We start from the raw sequence: 16,180 nt of genomic DNA on the forward strand, positions 1-16,180 counted from the left end.
AGTGAGGTGGCCGATGACAGAGGGGAGCGCGCCCGCCGAGCGGGGGGCGAGAGAGCAGGGCGAGGCCAACGGGGTGACCCGCCAGCGCAACGAGCGCGAGATCCTGGCCGCGGCCGAGCGGGTCTTCGCCCGTCACGGCTACCGGGGGGCGAGCCTCCAGGCCATTGCCGAGCAGGCCGGCCTGCCCAAGTCCAACGTGCTCTACTACATGGGCAGCAAGCGCGGCCTCTACGTGCGGCTGCTGGAGCGGATGATGGAGCGCTGGAATGCCCTGCTCGACGACATCTCGGTGGAGGATGACCCCGCCGAGGTGCTGGAGGCCTTCATCCGCAGCAAGATGCAGCTGTCACGGCGTCATCCGGAGGGCTCGCGCCTGTTCGCCGCCGAGATCCTCGGCGGTGCGCCCTTTCTCCAGGAGTACCTGCGCGGCGAGCTGCGCGACTGGGTCCAGGCCCGGGCGCGGATATTCGAGCAGTGGGCCGAGCGCGGTCTGATGGATCCCGTCGACCCGGTGTGGCTGATCTTCCTGATCTGGTCGGCCACCCAGCACTACGCCGACTTCGAGGCCCAGGTGCTGGGCATCACGGGCCGTGATGCCCTCAGCGATGCCGACGTCGAGGAGATCACCACCTTCCTCACCCGGGTGATCCTCAAGGGATGTGGCATACGCTCCCGGGATGCCGAGCCTGCCGCCTGAGCCCGCCATGACGCTGCCCATCGATTCCCGCCTCGACGCCATCCACGATGCCCTCGAGCGGCACCCGCGCGCCCTGCTGGTGGCAGAACCCGGGGCGGGCAAGACCACCCGGGTGCCGCTGGCGCTGCTCGAGGCCTCCTGGTGCCAGGGCGGCAGGCTGCTGCTGCTGGAGCCACGGCGGGTCGCGGCACGGCTGGCGGCCGGCTTCATGGCCGAACAGCTCGGCGAGCGGGTGGGAGAGACCGTCGGCTACCGGATGCGCGGCGAGAGCTGGGTGGGCCCCTCGACCCGCCTGGAGGTGGTCACTCAGGGGGTGCTGACCCGCATGCTCCAGGACGACCCGATGCTCGAGGGCGTGGCCGGGGTGATCTTCGACGAGTTCCACGAGCGCAGCCTGGAGGCGGACCTGGGCCTGGCACTGACCCTCGATGCCCAGCAGGGGCTGCGCGAGGAGCTGCGCCTGCTGGTGATGTCGGCGACCCTCGACGTCGAGGCCCTGCTGGGCGTGCTGGGCGAGGCCACGCCGCTGGTCGACTGCCCGGGGCGGAGTTTTCCCGTCGAGACCCGCTACCGGTCGCTGAGCGGTCGCGAAGACGCGGCGGCCCAGCAGGCCCGGGCGCTGCTCGAGGCCCTTGAACAGCAGGCCGGCGATGCCCTGGTGATCCTGCCCGGGGTGGCGGAGATCCGTCGGCTGGCGCGGGCGCTTGGCGACCGCGCGCCACAGCTTGCCGTCATGGAACTGCACGGCCGCCTGCCCCTCGAGGCCCAGCGGCGCGCCCTGCGTCCCGATCCCGAGGGGCGACGGCGGGTGGTGCTGGCCACGGCGATCGCCGAGTCGAGCGTCACGGTGGACGGCGTACGCCTGGTGGTGGATCCCGGCCAGGAGCGGGTGCCGGTCTTCCAGCCGCGCAGCGGACTCACCCGGCTGGAGACGCGCCGGGTCAACCGGGCCAGCGCCGACCAGCGTCGCGGCCGTGCCGGTCGCCAGGGGCCTGGCCTCTGTGTGCGGTTATGGGCCGAGGAGCAGCCGCTCATTCCCCACGGCGAGCCCGAGATTCGTCAGGCGGACCTGGCGCCGCTGGCCTTCGAGCTGGCGCGCTGGGGCCTCAGTGATCCGAATCGACTGGCCTGGGTGACGCCACCGCCTGCCGCGGCGCTGGCCGCCGGTCGTGACCTGCTGTGTCGGCTGGGCGTGCTGGACGAGACGTTCCTCCTCACCGCGTTGGGGCGTGCCTGCGTGCGCTGGCCGACCCACCCGCGCCTGGCGGTGATGCTGGAGCGCTCCGTCGCGCTGGCGGCCCGTCCCCTGGCCTGTGCCCTGGTGGCACTGCTCGAGGGACGCGGCCTGGACGGGGAGCGCGACCTCGAGGAGGCCCTTCAGGCGCGGCTCAAAGCCCCCCGGGAGCATCGCCAGTGGCTGCGCGACGCCGAGCGCCTGGCACGCATCGCCGGCGTGGCACTCAAGGTGACGAGTCTGGCGCCGCTGGGCGAGCTGCTGGCGCTGGCCTATCCGGAACGGGTGGCGCAACGGCTCGAACCGGGGCGCTTTCGTCTGGCCGGCGGAGGGCTGGCGACCCTTCCCGAGCGCCACCCCCTGGCCCATGCCGAGCTGCTGGTGGCCGCCGAGCTCGACGGCCAGGCCAGCGGGGCACGCATCTTCCGCGCCGTGGCGCTTTCTCGAGCGCGGCTCGAAGCGCTCTATCCACAGACCCGGGAGTGGCGGGCACGCCTCGAGTGGTCCGACGATCAGGGGCGCCTGGTGGGCGAGCAGGTGCGTGGCCTGGGGGCGGTGGTGCTGGAGAGGAAGCCGCTGGCCAGGCTGCCGCCGGAGGCGGTGCGCCGCGCGCTGCTCGAGGCACTGCGTCGCCGAGGGCTGCCGCAGGACGACGAACTGAGTCAGCTGCAGGGCAGGGTGGCGCTGCTGCGCCGCGTCCTGGGCGAGGCGTGGCCCGACTGGTCGGAAGCGGCCCTGCTGGAAACGCTCGAGGCGTGGCTGGGCCCGCATCTCGACGGTATCACCCGTCTGGAGGCTGTCGAGCGCCTGCCGCTGGCGCGCCTCCTGCTCGACGGCCTCGACTGGACGCTGCGCTCGCGGCTCGATGCGCTGGCACCGCTGCACCTGGCGGTGCCCAGTGGCGCCAGCCATCGGGTCGACTACACGCCGTGCCTGACGGACAAGCCGCCGGTGCTGGCGGTGAAGCTTCAGGAGTGCTTCGGCTGGCAGGCCTCTCCGCGGGTGGCCGACGGCCGCGAGGCGGTGCTACTGCACCTGCTCTCGCCGGCGCGTCGCCCGCTGCAGGTCACCGCCGACCTGGCCAGCTTCTGGGCCAATGGCTATGCGGACGTGCGTCGCGAGATGCGCGGTCGCTATCCGAAACATCCCTGGCCCGAAGACCCCACGACCGCCGAGGCCACCGCGCGGACCAAGCGACGCAGGTGAGCCCGGCCGCGCCACCGCTCAGCGCACCTCGGCGTGCTCTTGACGCGCTTCGCTGGCGCCTTCGCTCCCGCCATGCCCGCCATGGAGACGGCGCAGCACCCACTTCTCCAGCTCCACCACCAGGAAGATCGCCACGCTGACGGCCAGGATCGCCAGCCAGTGGCCGAGCCCCAGGGCGGCGCTGCCGAACACCAGCTGCATGAAGGGCAGGTAGGTCCAGGCGAACTGCAGCGCCATCGCCAAGGCGATGGCGATCCACACCGGCCGGCTGCCGAACAGCCCCTCGAAGGAGAGCGAGTGGCGGGTCAGGTAGCGGCTGTTGATCAGGTAGGCCGCGCAGCCGGTGACCAGCATGTTGACGGCACCGGAGCGGGCCAGCTCGATACTGGCGTTCTGACCATTGAAGATCCACGAGAAGACCCCGAACACCCCGAGCAGCAGCAGCACCGAGACGAACACCACCCGCCACAGCAGGAAGAGGTCGAGTAGCGGGGCGGCGGGGTCCCGGGGGGCGCGGTGCATCAGGTCCCGCTCGCCGGCCTCGAACGCCAGCGCCAGGCCCAGGGTCACCGCCACCACCATATTGACCCACAGCGCCTGCAGCGGGGTGACCGGCAGCAGGCTGCCGGCCAGCACGGCGAGCATGATGGCCAGCCCCTGGGCGCCATTGGTGGGCAACAGGAAGGTGATGGTCTTGCGGATGTTGTCATAGACCTTGCGCCCCTCGCGGATGGCACGAACGATGGTGGCGAAGTTGTCGTCGGCGAGCACCATCTCGGCGGCCTCCTTGGCGGCCTCGGTGCCCTGGATGCCCATGGCCACGCCGACGTCGGCGCGCTTCAGCGCCGGGCCGTCGTTGACCCCGTCACCGGTCATGGCACAGACGCCGCCCTTCGCCTGCATGGCGGTGACCAGGCGCAGCTTGTGCTCCGGTGAGGCGCGGGCATAGACGTCCACGTCGAGGATGATGTCCTCGAGCTCGGCGTCGGACATGGCCTCGATCTCGTGCCCGCTCAGGGCGCGCTCGGTATGGGCGAAGCCCAGCTGCTCGGCGATGGCACGGGCGGTGACGGCATGGTCGCCGGTGACCATGACCGGACGGATGCCCGCCGCGAGGCAGTCCTTCACCGCTTCGATGGCCTCGTCCCGGGGCGGGTCTTGCAGGCCCACCAGGCCCAGCAGCACCAGGCCATCCTCGGCATGGGCGTCGGTCAGGTCGGTGATGCCGTCGGCGCGCTTCTCGGCCAGGGCGAGCACCCGCAGGCCGCGTTCGGAAAGGGCCTGGATACGCGCCTCCCAGTCGCCACGATCGAGGTCGGCCTCGCCCGACTCGGTGCGTACCCGGTGGCACATCTGCAGCAGCCGGTCCGGTGCGCCCTTGACCAGCAGGTAGGGCTCGCCGTCCATCCTATGGAGGGTGGCCATGTACTTGCGTTCGGACTCGAAGGGAATGGCATCATGGCGGTCGTGGTCACCGCGCAGCTCGCCCGCCTTCAGGCCGGCCTTGGCGGCCGCCACCACCAGGGCGCCCTCGGTGGGATCGCCGTGGATCCGCCAGCGTCCCTCGTCCCGGGCGAGCTCGGCGTTGTTGCACAGCACGCCGACCTTCAGGAAGTGGCGAAGGGCATGATGGTCGTCGAGGTCCAGGGGCGCATCGAGCGGCTCACCATCGCGAACCCGGTGGAAGGCGCCTTCGGGCTCGAAGCCCGTGCCATCGATACGCACTTCGCCCTCGGGCAGGCAGATCGCACGGGCGGTCATCTCGTTACGCGTCAGGGTGCCGGTCTTGTCGGAGAAGATGGTGGAGATCGAGCCCAGGGTTTCCACCGCGGGCAGCCGGCGGATGATGGCGTGCTGGCGGGCCATGGCCTGCACCCCCAGGGCGAGGCCGATGGTGACGATGGCCGGCATGCCCTCGGGGATGGCGGCCACCGCCAGGCCCACGGCGGCCATGAACATGTCGCTGGCGGACTCGCCATGGACCAGCACGCCGAAGGCCGCGGTGAGCACTGCCGCCCCCATGATGAACAGCGCCAGCACCCGCCCGGCCCGGTCGAGCTGCTGGAGCAGGGGCGTCCTGAGCTTCTCGACACCGCGCAACATCTCGGAGATGCGGCCGATCTCGGTGTGATCGCCGGTCTCGACCACCAGTCCCCGGGCATTGCCCTGGACCACGAGGGTGCCGGCATAGGCCATGCAGGCCCGCTCGGCCAGGTCGGTTGTCTCGTCCACGGCGGCGACCGCCTTGTCCACCGGGGTGGACTCCCCGGTCAGCGCCGCCTCCTCGTCGCGCAGCCGCCGCGCCTCCAGCAGGCGCAGGTCGGCGGGCACCCGGTCGCCGCTCTCCATCAGCACGATATCGCCCGGCACCAGCTCCTCGGCCGGGATCTCCCGTCGCTTGCCGCCGCGCACCACCTGGGCCCGCGGGGAAAGCATGTCGCGGATGCTGTCCAGGGCCTGCTCGGCCTTGCCCTCCTGGATGAAGCCGATCAGCGCGATGATCAGTACCACGCCGAGGATGGCGATGGCATCCAGCGTATGGCCGAGACCGAGGCTCGCTACGGCCGCGACCAGCAGGATCACCATCAGGATGTTGTTGAACTGATCGAGCAGGCGCCTCCAGGCTGGCCGGCCCTTGGCCTGCTGCAGCCGGTTCGGTCCGTGACGGTCCAGGCGGGCCCTGGCCTGGTCCTCGCCGAGGCCCTCGCGGGTCGTGTCGAGTTGCCCGAGGGCCTCCTCGGGGGTCATGGCATGCCAGTGACGGCGAGCCTCGGGGGCATGCTTGGGCATCTCTTACCTCCGTGCCGGGAGAGTAGACCCGTACAGATGTAGCACACTGCATGCTGCAGTGCAGTGATCCCGGGCAAGATCCTCCCGACACGTCCCTGTCGCCCGGGACAAGAAGGCCGGGGGAGCGGGGGCCGGCTCACTGGTCGTGAGGCGGTACACCCCTTACACTGCCCGGCTACGTGCCGTGCCACCTCGGCCCCTTCCTCCCCGTCCCGGACGCGTCCCATGGCCCAGACCCTCTCGAAACGGATCAACAAGTACATCAGCGAGAGCGGGCTGTGCTCGAGGCGAGAAGCCGACCGCTACATCGAGCAGGGCAACGTGCGGATCGACGGCCGGCGCGCCACCCCCGGTGACCAGGTGTTCCCGAGCAGCGTGGTCAAGGTCAACGGCCGGGTCGTCGAGCCCCTGGCGCTTGAGGAAGAGGATCTGGTGTTCATCGCCCTCAACAAGCCGGTGGGCATCGTCAGCACCACGGATCCCGTCGAGAAGGCCAATATCGTCGACTTCGTCAAGCACGGCGCGCGGATCTTTCCCATCGGCCGGCTGGACAAGGATTCCCAGGGGCTGATCTTCCTGACCAACAACGGTGACCTGGTCAACCGCATCCTGAGGGCGAGCAACCAGCACGAGAAGGAGTACCGGGTCACCGTCAACAAGCCGATCACCGATGACTTCATTGTCGGCATGGGCGCGGGCGTACCGATCCTCGGCGAGGTCACCAAAAAGTGCCGGGTGGTCAAGGAGTCCCGCTTCGTCTTCAATATTACCCTGGTACAGGGGCTCAACCGCCAGATCCGCCGCATGTGCGAGGTGTTCGGCTACGAGGTCGTGAAGCTCGAGCGGATCCGCATCATGAACGTGTCCCTCGACGGGCTGGCGACGGGGGACTGGCGGGACCTGACGGCAAAAGAGGTGGCGACGATCCTCGCCATGACCGAACACTCCTCCTCGGAAGCCCAGGCGCCCGGCCGCCGGTCGGCCCGACGCCAGGCGGGCAAGGGCGCCAGGGCCGGCGCCGGCAAGTCGGGTGCCGGAAAGCCTGGCAGGAGCCGTCGCGGCGAGGGCGGGAAGGCCACAGCGGGCAAGGTCGCCAAGCGCAAGGCAGGCGGCAAGGAGGCACATGGCAAGTCCCACGGTGCCCAGCCGGCGTCGGCCGGCAAGACGCCCAGGTATCAGAAACCGGGGGCCAAGCCGTCGAAGGGGGGCCGCCCGAAGGCCGCCGGCCCCTCCCGCAAGCCCCGGGGCAGGAAGTAGCCGCGGCCGCCATGAGGAGAGCCATGAACGACCCACGCCTGCAGAGCCCCGCCGCGGCTCGCAATCGACAGCCGATCCTCGAGGTCCTCCGGCAGGTACTGCCCGAACGTGCCCGGGTGCTGGAACTGGCCAGCGGCAGTGGCGAGCACGCCATGCACCTTGCCGGCGCCGTCCCCGGCTGGACCTGGCAGCCCAGCGACCCCAATCCTCGCGCACTGGCCTCCATCGCCGCCTGGCGGGAGGCCGCGGGGCTGGCGAACCTGCGTGAGCCCCGGCAGTTGGACGTGACCGACGACTGGCCGGCGGAGCGCTTCGAGGCCGTGGTGGCCATCAACCTGCTGCATATCTCGCCCTGGGCGGTCACCGAGGCGCTGATGGCAGGGGCCGGTGGCTCTCTGGTGCCCAGCGGCGTGCTCTACCTCTACGGCCCGTTCAGGCGAGAGGGGTGCCCTACGGCGCCCAGCAATGCGGCCTTCGATGCAGACCTCCGGGCCCGCGACCCGCGCTGGGGCATCCGTGACCTTGACGACGTCACGGTCGAAGCCGAGCGCCATGGACTGATGCTCGACAAGGTGGTGGAGATGCCGGCCAACAATCTCAGCCTGGTATTTCGCCGCTCATAGCACCGGCACCTGGCAGAGGCGTCATTCGAGAATCTCGCCGGGCTCGCGGTACTCAACGCCCTCGGCCTGGCGCTCCTCGCGGGTCTTGGTCTCGTCCTCGGCGGGTACGCCCCACACGGTTTCCCGGCGGCCGTCTTCCCAGGTGTAGGTGGTGCAGCCGGCCAGCAGGGCCATGGCGAGCAGGCCGGCGACAGGCGCTATCCATCGATGCATCGGGAACTCCCTGTAGTGGGTGATCAAGCGGTTGGGTGATATCGCTGCCTGGGTGACCCTAGCCGGAGAGGCCCAGCAGGATCGGCACATAGACCACCAGCAGCAGTACGGCGACCAGTCCCAGCAGGTAGGGAATGATGGCGTGGGTGATGCGCTCCAGTGGCAGTCGGGTGACCGAGGAGGCCACATAGAGGTTGATCGCCACCGGTGGGGTGATCATGCCGATGGCCAGCCCCACCACGATGATCAGGCCGAAGTGGATGGGATCGATGCCCAGCCGGGTGACCAGCGGCAGCAACACCGGGGTGAGGATGATCAGCGCACTGGCCGTCTCGATGAACACCCCGGTGAGCAGGATCACCGCCACCACCAGCAGCATGATCACATAGGGGTCGGTGGACAGCGACAGCACCGCCTGGGCGATGGCGCCGGGGACCTGCCAGCTGGAGAGCGTCCAGCTGAGTACTGCCGAGGTGGCGATCACCAGCATGATCACCGAGGTGGTGATCGCCGAGCGGATCAGGATGCGGTAGATCTCGGCGAGGCTCAGGTCGCGGTAGACGAAAAGCGACACCAGCAGGGCGTAGTTGACCGCCACCACGGCCGCCTCGCTGGGAGTGAACACGCCGGAAAAGATGCCGCCGAGGATGATCACCGGGGTCGCGAGGCCCCAGCTCGCGCTCCTGAAGGTGCGCCAGATGGTGGCCGGCGAGAAGGCCGTGCCGCGCGGGTAGTTGCGCCGGTAGGCCTGGACGATGGCGATGGTGGCAAGCCCCAGGCCCATGGCGATACCCGGCAGGATGCCGCTGAGGAACAGCTTGGACACCGACTGCTGGGCGATCACCGCATAGATGATCATCGGCACCGAGGGCGGAATCACCACCCCGATGGTGCCGCTGGCGGCGATCAGGCTGGCCGCCGAGGCGGGCTCGTAGCCCTTCTTGCGCAGTTCGGGCACCAGGCTCGCGCCCACCGCGGCGGTGGTGGCGGCTCCGGAGCCGGAGATGGCGGCGAAGAACATGCCGGCGCCCACCGAGACGATGGAGAGGCCGCCCTTGAGGAAGCCGAACAGCGAATCGGCGAAGGCCACCAGTTTCTCGCTCACCTTGCCCTGGGCCATCAGGTCGCCGGCGAGGATGAACATCGGCACCGCCACCAGGGCGAAGGAGTTGATGCCCTGGAACATCTGCTGGGGCACCACCATCAGTGGTACGTCCTGGGCATGGAGCGCCACCAGGGCGCTGGCGCCGATGGCCAGGGCGATGGGCACGCCGAGCAGCATGAAGACCAGGAACAGCACGAAGAGCAGGGCGGTCATGCGGCGGGTTCCTCGGCGTCCGGTGGGGTGTCAGGAGATGACTCGCCCAGCGCCAGGGCGACGATATCCACCAGCGCAAACCAGGCCATGATCGCCGATGCCAGCGGCATGACCGCATAGACCCAGGTCATGGAGAGGCGCAGCGAGGCGGACTTCTGGAAGCTCTGCACCTGCATGTACTCAACCCCGATGATCACCAGCGCCGCCAGGAAGCCCAGCGCCACCAGCAGGGCGGCGATGCGCGCGAGGCGCCGGGGGAGGCCGGGGAGCGCGTCCACCACGAAGGTCACGGCGATATGCCGGCCGCGCCGAAAGGCCAGGGTGGCGGCGAGGAAGGTGATCCACACCAGCAGGAAGCGGGCCACTTCCTCGGTCCAGCCCACCGCGGTGAAGAAGACCCGCGAGACGATCTGCAGGGTGATCACACCGATCAACGCCGCCATCGCCGTGAAGACCACGGGAGCGATGACGGCGTCGAGGGCGCGCTCACTCCACCGCAGCGGTCGCAGCAGGGAATGGGCGAGGGGAGGCACTTACTTCAGCGCCTCCTGGATGCGCGGCAGGGTATCGCCGAACTGCTCGCCGTACTTCTCGTAGACGGGGGCCACGGCCTCCTGGAAGGCGGCGATATCGGGCTCCTCGACGATCTGCATGCCCGCCTCGCGCAGCTCGGCCAGCTGTTCGGACTGCATCTCGGCGTTCATCCGGCGCTCGTGCTCGGCGGCTTCCTGGGCGGCCTGCTTCAGCACCGTCTGCGCGGCCTCCGGCAGCGTGTTCCAGGCGGGCATGCCCATCACGAAGATCGCCGGAGCATAGGTATGGCGCGACAGCGTCATGTGGTCCTGGGTCTCGTAGAGCTTGAAGGAGTGGATGACGTTGACCGGGTTCTCCTGGCCATCGATGGTGCCCTGCTGCATGGCGGTCAGCGCTTCGGTCCAGGCCATCGGCACCGCGTTGGCGCCCAGCTCGCGGAAGGTGTCCACGTAGACCGGGTTCTCCATCACGCGGATGCGCAGGCCGTCGATGTCCTCGGGCGAGGTCACGGCACGCTCGCTGTTGGTCAGGTTGCGGAAACCGCGTTCGGCGTAGGCCAGGCCCTTGAGGTTGACCTCCGCCAGCCTGTCGAGCAGCTCCTGGCCGATCGGGCCATCGAGCACCGCGTAGGCGGCCTCCGGGGAGGGGAAGAGGAAAGGCAGCTCGAAAACCGCCATCTCCTCGACGAAGTTGGCCACCGGCCCGTTGGTGATCACGCCCATGTCGACGGTGCCGATCTGCATGCCCTCGAGCAGGGTGCGCTCGTCACCGAGGCTGGCGTTGGGGTAGAGCTCGATGTCCACCTTGCCCTCGGTGCGCTCTTCCACCAGTTCCTCGAACTTCATGGCGGCGATATGGAAACCGTCCTGCTCGTTGACCACGTGGGCCAGGCGCAGGGTGACAGGATCCATGTCGGCGAACTCGGAGGCGTTGGCGCCGGCGGTCATGGCCAGCGAGACGGCGAGTGCCAGCGTGTGGCGTGCGAAACCTTTCATTGTCATTTTTCCTTCGGTGAGTCAGTCACTTGGTGAGCATGCCCGAGGCTAGTGCCGGCGGTCAAACGGGGCGCCGGCGCGCCTCACAGCAGACGGTACATCACATGGGCGTCCGTCAGGCCCCGCGCGGGGTGACGGAAGGCCCGGGGGAGGGTGCCGATGATCGTGAAGCCATGCTTCTGCCATAGCCGGATGGCCACCGCGTTGCTGGCGACCACCAGGTTGTACTGCATGGCGAGAAAGCCCATTTCCCGTGCCAGGGCCAGGGAGTGCGTGCACATCTCGCCGGCGATACCCTGGCCGCGGGCGTGGTCGGCGACCAGGTAGCCGCAGTTGCAGACATGGTCCCCGGGCCCGGGCTGGTTGGCCTTGAGGGTGTAGGTGCCGGTGATCCGTCCCGCGTCATCGACGGCCACGCGCACGGCCCGGGGCAGTTCGATCCAGGTGCGATGGGCATCCTGCTCGCTGATGTCGCGGGGCACCGCATAGGTCTCACCGGCCCGGAAGACCGGTTCGAGAATGGCCCACAGGGCCGGCCAGTCCTCGGGCTGGTAGGGTCGGAGGCGGATCATTCGGTGGCTCCTTGCGCCGATCTCCACGGGCGTCCTTATACGAACTCGGGATCCTGCGTCCTGACGGTGATCGCTTCTTCCTCGCCGGGCACCATCACGGCGAACTCGCCCCCGCCGAGGTGAGTGACCGAGTGGCCCTCGCGGGTTCGGAAGGCGGGGAGGCCGCTGCGGGTCGCCCCGGCGTGCTGCAGGTCAGTGAGATCCCGGACGCTGACAAATATGTCGATGAAATACTCGTTGCCGGCCTGGTCGAAGGCCAGGATGGTTCTCTCGTTGCGGGACACGGGGGATACCTCGTGTGGGGAAGCCTGAGGATCATTCTAGCCTGTCTGACTTGACGCTGAAGGAGGAGACACACCTTGCGCCTGGACTATCAGGGGCTGTTGCCCGAAGCCATAGGATTTTTGCTGCTGCCGCGCTTCTCGATGATGGCGTTTTTCTCGGCGGTGGAGCCGCTGAGGATCGCCAACCGGATCACCGGGCGCCCACTATTCGACTGGACGCTGATCAGTGAGGACGGCGAGCCGGTCACGGCCTCCAACGGCATGACGCTGTTGGTCGACCGCGCCATCGGTGAGGTGCATCAGCTGCCCTCCCTGGCGGTATGCAGCGGTTTCGGTCCCGAGGACAGCCTGAGCCGGCCCCTGATGGCCTGGTTGCATCGCCTGGATCAGGCTGGCTGCGTGCTGGGTGGCCTCGATACCGGCGGTTTCCTGTTGGCGGAGGCGGGCCTGCTGGAGGGCGAGCGCGTCACCCTGCATTGGGAAAGTCTGCCGGCCTTCCAGGAGCGCTTCCCGGGCATCGAGACTTCCGACGAGCTTTACGAGCTGGGGCGGCGGCGCTTCTCCTGTGCCGGCGGCACGGCGGCCATGGACATGGCTCTGGAGGTGATCGCCCGTCGCCACGGCTCGCGACTGGCGGTCGATGTCTCGGAGCAGCTGATCCACGAGCGGATCCGCACCCGCAGCGACCAGCAGCGCATGTCGCTGGCCAGGCGCCTGGGGATCCATCACCGCCGCCTGGTGGAGGCGGTTTCCCTGATGGAGCGGCATCAGCAGCTGCCACTGTCGCTGGCCGAGGTGGCCAGCCGCAGCGGTGTCTCCCTGCGCCAGCTACAGCGCCTCTTCGAGCAGCATCTCGGCACTTCCCCCCGTGCGTGGTACCTGAAGCTGCGGCTGGAGCGCGCCCGGCACCTGCTCGCCGAGACGGACAGGGATGTCCTCGCGGTGGGGCTGGCCTGCGGCTTCAGCTCCGGCTCCACCTTCTCCCGGGCCTTCAAGGCCCGCTATGGCCTGTCGCCGCGGGAAGCGCGGCGGAATTGAGCACGCCTGTCAGACCTCCGCCCACATGCGCAGCAGGTTAGCCAGGCTCTTCGACAGCATGTCAAAGGTGCGGGTCTTGCCGTTGGCCTCGAATTCCTGGCGGCGAGTGGTATCCAGGTCGAAGAGGATCTCCCGCTGCTGTGGTTCGCGCACCTGGCTCTGGGCCCAGCCCACCGCGGCCAGCCGTTCGCCTTGGGTGACGGGCTCGACTCGGTGCAGGGTCGAGGAGGGGTAGAGGATCAAGGCACCGGCGGGCAGCTTGTAGGTCTGCTCCCCGGCGGTCGAGTCGATCAGCAGCTCACCGCCCTCGTAGCTGTCCGGGTCGTTGAGGAAGAGGGTGAAGGACAGGTCGGTGCGCATCGCCCCCTCGGGGGTGGCCATGACCGCATCATCAACATGGTTACCGTAGCTCATGCCCTCCTGGTAGCGGCTGAACATCAGCGGTTTCATGCGTCGGGGGCGAGCGGCCATCTGGAACAGCGGGTGGCGCTGCAGCGCCGATGTCAGCTCCTCACGCAGGGCGATCACCTCGGGTTGGCGGCCATCGGCCTGCTCGTTCTGCTTGACGGTGCGGGCATGCCAGCCGGCGGTTTCCCGCCCATCCCGGTAGGCGGTGTCGGCCAGGGTGGCCTGAACTCGCGACAGCAGCTCCGTGGGGATGACCTGATCGATGCAAAGAATCACAGTGGGCGCTCCAGTTGGGAAGGAGATTGCCAATTATAAACATTTGCGAACTATTTGCATTAGTCTCGTGCGCCCGTCAATAATAGGGCGTGACCCTCCGGCCTGCACGGTCGAGAGTTCTCGCAATCCCTATATTAAGGAAGTCTGCATGTCTAACAGCACTCGCACCAAGCTTTGGGTTGGCGTCGGCGCCTCCGTTCTGCTGGGCTCCGGCGCGGCCAGCTGGGCCGATACCCAGGTTCCGGACGACTCCACCCAGGAGCCTGACAGCCTGATACTCGCCCACGCCGACCATTCCGAAAGCGGTGATGGTGGTGAAGGTGGCGAGGGCGGCGAAGCCGGCCATCATTCCGAAGGCGGCGAAGGCGGCCATCATTCCGAAGGCGGCGAAGGCGGCCATCATTCCGAAGGCGGCGAAGGCGGCCATCATTCCGAAGGCGGCGAAGGCGGTGAAGGCGGTGAAGGCGGTGAAGGCAGCACCGCGGCGGATCCCTTCGCGTTGTTTGCCTACCTGAATGCTTCCGCTGGCGGTGAAGGTGGCGAAGGTGGCGAAGGAGGTGAAGGTGGCGAAGGAGGTGAAGCGGGCCATGGCATCGACGCCAGCAACCCCGGTGTCTACTACACCAACCTGGCCATGATGAAGGGCCATCTGGCCGTCGCTCGCGAGCTCTACCAGGAAGGTGCACAGACCGCCTCCCAGCCGCACTTCGGCCATCCCCTCCAGGAGCACTACGAGCCCCTGGAGCCGGCCTTCGAGACCCGTGGCGTTGCGTCGTTCGAGGATACGCTTCAGGCCCTGGTCGACCAGGCCCGCGAGGGCGGCGAATGGGGGGCGCAAGCCGATGCCTTCATGGCCGCCATCGAGGCTATCGATGCCGCCATGCAGGATGTCGATGGTGAACTGCGTGAAGATGTGGCCTTCCAGAGCCGTGTCCAGCTGACCCTGTTGCGCCAGGCCATGCACGAATACGAGGAAGCCGTGGACGAAGGCCAGTTCGTCAATGTGCTGGAGTATCAGGACGGGCGTGGCTTCATGCTGACCGCCAAGGCGCTGCTCGAACAACAGGCTGAACTCTTCAAGGCCAGCGACGAAGCGACCTACGAGGAGCTGATGGCGGCCTATGACGAGGCGATGCAGGCCTGGCCGTCCGCCTTGGCACCGGAGACACCGGTGATGAGCTTCGGCGAGCTCTCCTCCAGCACCTTCAAGCTGGAATCGCTGCTCGGCCGCTACTGAGCTCTCCACGCAGGCCGGCCCGTCCATCCACTGGTCGCGCCGGCCTGGAGTCCCGTGTATACCAACGGCAAAGTCGTTGCGCTTGTGCAGGCATGCCGCCACCATGTGGCTCCGCCTCCAGCTGCTGCAAGTGTCTTGGCCCAATGCCATATTCCACGACCTTCCACTACGACTCAGACCTCATCGGCGGCTCGTTGATGGTTCGCGAAAGCCGCATAGTGGCGGAGCTGCTGCTGGCCGGCGCCGATAACGCTACCTGGCAGGTGGCTATCTACGACGAGAACCGCCTACAGAAGGCGCGGCCCGCATCGGCCAAGCGTATGGCCCAAGCGATCCGCAAGCGCCTTGAGAAGCTCCCGCTTCCGTTCTGGCAGACGCTGCATGACGGCGACGACCAACTGGCCACCCAGGTGGCGTTCTGTGCGGCCCTGGCGCGCAACCTGCTGCTGGTGGAGTTCCTGGAGACGGTGGTGGCCGATGCCTTCGTGACGCAGGCCGAGCGGCTTGAGCTCTACCAGTGGGATGACTTCCTCGCCGACCGTGCCTTCCGCGATCCGGCCATCATCGGCTGGACCGCTTCCTCTAGACGAAAGATGGGCCAGGTGGCCTTTCGCATGCTATGCGAAGTAGGCTTAATGACTGACAGTCGTAACCGAACGTTACGGCCGCTTATGCTTCGGCCGGAGGTGGATGATCTGCTGGAACGCCACCACCTGATCCGGCTGCTGGACTGCCTGAGTGCCCTGGGGCCGCGTTGAACGCCATGGACCCGGGTTGGGCGGTAGCGTGCCTGAACGCTCGACGACGCACCCACAGGCCGCGGCACGTAGTATGGTCATAACGAGAAGAACGACACCGGACGCAAGGATGAGAGCCGTATGTCACCGCTCACGCAGGGGCCGTCCCACCACGAAGATCCTCACCTGAAGGATCGCCTCAACCAGGTCGCCGAGAAGATCACCAGCCCGGCCTTTCTCTCCGGCCAGGGCCTGGGCAACGAGATCGGTTTCTGGGTTTTCGACTATCCCCCCGAGCACGAACTACAGGTTCGCGAGTACCTCACCTTCCTGGAGGGGGTGCTGTCGCGTCAGCACAGCGAGCTGACGGTCGACCACGTCAACCTGTTGCGCGTGATGCGCGACTATCTCCAGGCGCGTGGCTTTCTCGACAAGGCCATCGCCATGCAGCAGACCAAGGGCGATGCGGCGCTGCTCAAGGCGCTGCGTGGCCCGCTGCACATGGACAAGTTCGCTCCTTTCCTGATCCGACACGCCCTGTCGGAAGACCCCGATATCATTCTGCTGTCAGGCGTGGGTAGCGTCTGGCCGGTGATGCGTGCCCACAGTTTGCTCAATGCGCTGCACGGTCGCCTCGGCCACAAGCCCTTGGTGCTCTTCTATCCCGGCAGCTACGACGGCCAGAGCCTGACCCTGTTCAACCAGATCGCCAGCAATCACTACTACCGCGCCTTTTCGCTGGTGCCCTGATGGCCAGCCGG

Annotated in this window: 17 protein-coding genes; 8 read left to right on the forward strand and 9 right to left on the reverse strand. The window is 68.1% G+C overall.

All coding sequences use genetic code 11. The features are described 5' to 3' along the window. Window positions 1–13: 13 nt before the first annotated feature. Both OP498_RS00360 and hrpB read left to right on the forward strand, forming a co-directional pair. Window positions 14–697 (forward strand): TetR/AcrR family transcriptional regulator, encoded by a 684-nt coding sequence (locus OP498_RS00360; RefSeq protein ID WP_280551623.1) that lies wholly within the window; start codon window positions 14–16, stop codon window positions 695–697. 7 nt (window positions 698–704) lie between these two features. Continuing rightward, window positions 705–3,137: an ATP-dependent helicase HrpB gene (gene hrpB / locus OP498_RS00365; protein WP_280551624.1), complete on the forward strand. Its 2,433-nt coding sequence runs from the start codon at window positions 705–707 to the stop codon at window positions 3,135–3,137. Window positions 3,138–3,155: 18 nt separating this feature from the next. Here hrpB and OP498_RS00370 read toward each other — a convergent pair whose 3' ends face one another. Next, on the reverse strand, window positions 3,156–5,927 hold the full coding sequence (locus OP498_RS00370) for an HAD-IC family P-type ATPase (RefSeq protein WP_280551625.1): 2,772 nt from the start codon (window positions 5,925–5,927) through the stop codon (window positions 3,156–3,158). Window positions 5,928–6,152: 225 nt separating this feature from the next. Between OP498_RS00370 and rluF the strand changes: the two genes are divergently transcribed. Together rluF and OP498_RS00380 are read left to right on the forward strand one after the other, a co-directional pair. Next, the gene (gene rluF / locus OP498_RS00375) at window positions 6,153–7,184 is read left to right on the forward strand and encodes a 23S rRNA pseudouridine(2604) synthase RluF (protein WP_280551626.1); all 1,032 of its coding nucleotides are present in this window, start codon (window positions 6,153–6,155) and stop codon (window positions 7,182–7,184) included. Between the two features lie 23 nt (window positions 7,185–7,207). Then, complete coding sequence (locus OP498_RS00380) at window positions 7,208–7,807, forward strand: DUF938 domain-containing protein (RefSeq protein WP_280551627.1); 600 nt, start codon at window positions 7,208–7,210, stop codon at window positions 7,805–7,807. Between the two features lie 21 nt (window positions 7,808–7,828). Here OP498_RS00380 and OP498_RS00385 read toward each other — a convergent pair whose 3' ends face one another. The 6 genes from OP498_RS00385 to OP498_RS00410 all read right to left on the reverse strand — a co-directional run bounded on the left by OP498_RS00385 (window position 7,829) and on the right by OP498_RS00410 (window position 11,723). Further along, a complete protein-coding gene (locus tag OP498_RS00385) occupies window positions 7,829–8,020 on the reverse strand; it encodes a hypothetical protein (protein ID WP_280546008.1) in 192 nt (63 codons plus the stop codon). Window positions 8,021–8,078: 58 nt separating this feature from the next. Continuing rightward, window positions 8,079–9,338: a TRAP transporter large permease gene (locus OP498_RS00390; RefSeq protein WP_280551628.1), complete on the reverse strand. Its 1,260-nt coding sequence runs from the start codon at window positions 9,336–9,338 to the stop codon at window positions 8,079–8,081. After that, the gene (locus OP498_RS00395; RefSeq protein WP_280546006.1) at window positions 9,335–9,871 is read right to left on the reverse strand and encodes a TRAP transporter small permease; all 537 of its coding nucleotides are present in this window, start codon (window positions 9,869–9,871) and stop codon (window positions 9,335–9,337) included. The genes OP498_RS00390 and OP498_RS00395 overlap by 4 nt, the downstream gene beginning before the upstream one ends. After that, window positions 9,872–10,867, reverse strand: a complete 996-nt coding sequence (locus OP498_RS00400; RefSeq protein WP_280546005.1) for a TRAP transporter substrate-binding protein — start codon at window positions 10,865–10,867, stop codon at window positions 9,872–9,874. Window positions 10,868–10,950: 83 nt separating this feature from the next. Then, window positions 10,951–11,439, reverse strand: a complete 489-nt coding sequence (locus OP498_RS00405; RefSeq protein WP_280546004.1) for a GNAT family protein — start codon at window positions 11,437–11,439, stop codon at window positions 10,951–10,953. A 35-nt stretch (window positions 11,440–11,474) separates the two neighbouring features. Then, window positions 11,475–11,723 carry a hypothetical protein gene (locus OP498_RS00410; protein WP_280546003.1) on the reverse strand — a complete coding sequence of 83 codons (249 nt, stop codon included), beginning with the start codon at window positions 11,721–11,723 and terminating at the stop codon, window positions 11,475–11,477. 75 nt (window positions 11,724–11,798) lie between these two features. On the opposite strand from OP498_RS00410, the gene OP498_RS00415 reads away from it, so the two are divergent. Next, complete coding sequence (locus tag OP498_RS00415) at window positions 11,799–12,761, forward strand: GlxA family transcriptional regulator (protein WP_280546002.1); 963 nt, start codon at window positions 11,799–11,801, stop codon at window positions 12,759–12,761. A 9-nt stretch (window positions 12,762–12,770) separates the two neighbouring features. On the opposite strand, the gene OP498_RS00420 is transcribed toward OP498_RS00415, so the two are convergent. Together OP498_RS00420 and OP498_RS00425 are read right to left on the reverse strand one after the other, a co-directional pair. After that, on the reverse strand, window positions 12,771–13,445 hold the full coding sequence (locus OP498_RS00420; RefSeq protein WP_280546001.1) for a Fe2+-dependent dioxygenase: 675 nt from the start codon (window positions 13,443–13,445) through the stop codon (window positions 12,771–12,773). 76 nt (window positions 13,446–13,521) lie between these two features. After that, the gene (locus OP498_RS00425) at window positions 13,522–14,034 is read right to left on the reverse strand and encodes a hypothetical protein (protein ID WP_280551629.1); all 513 of its coding nucleotides are present in this window, start codon (window positions 14,032–14,034) and stop codon (window positions 13,522–13,524) included. A 45-nt stretch (window positions 14,035–14,079) separates the two neighbouring features. On the opposite strand from OP498_RS00425, the gene OP498_RS00430 reads away from it, so the two are divergent. From OP498_RS00430 to OP498_RS00440, 3 genes are all read left to right on the forward strand, one after another. Continuing rightward, a complete protein-coding gene (locus tag OP498_RS00430; RefSeq protein WP_280551630.1) occupies window positions 14,080–14,682 on the forward strand; it encodes a hypothetical protein in 603 nt (200 codons plus the stop codon). 143 nt (window positions 14,683–14,825) lie between these two features. Beyond that, window positions 14,826–15,440 (forward strand): DUF1819 family protein, encoded by a 615-nt coding sequence (locus OP498_RS00435; protein WP_280545998.1) that lies wholly within the window; start codon window positions 14,826–14,828, stop codon window positions 15,438–15,440. 120 nt (window positions 15,441–15,560) lie between these two features. Then, complete coding sequence (locus OP498_RS00440) at window positions 15,561–16,169, forward strand: DUF1788 domain-containing protein (protein WP_280545997.1); 609 nt, start codon at window positions 15,561–15,563, stop codon at window positions 16,167–16,169. Window positions 16,170–16,180: the final 11 nt, after the last annotated feature.

Source organism: Halomonas sp. 25-S5 (assembly GCF_029889845.1).
In the GTDB taxonomy this organism is placed as follows: domain Bacteria; phylum Pseudomonadota; class Gammaproteobacteria; order Pseudomonadales; family Halomonadaceae; genus Halomonas.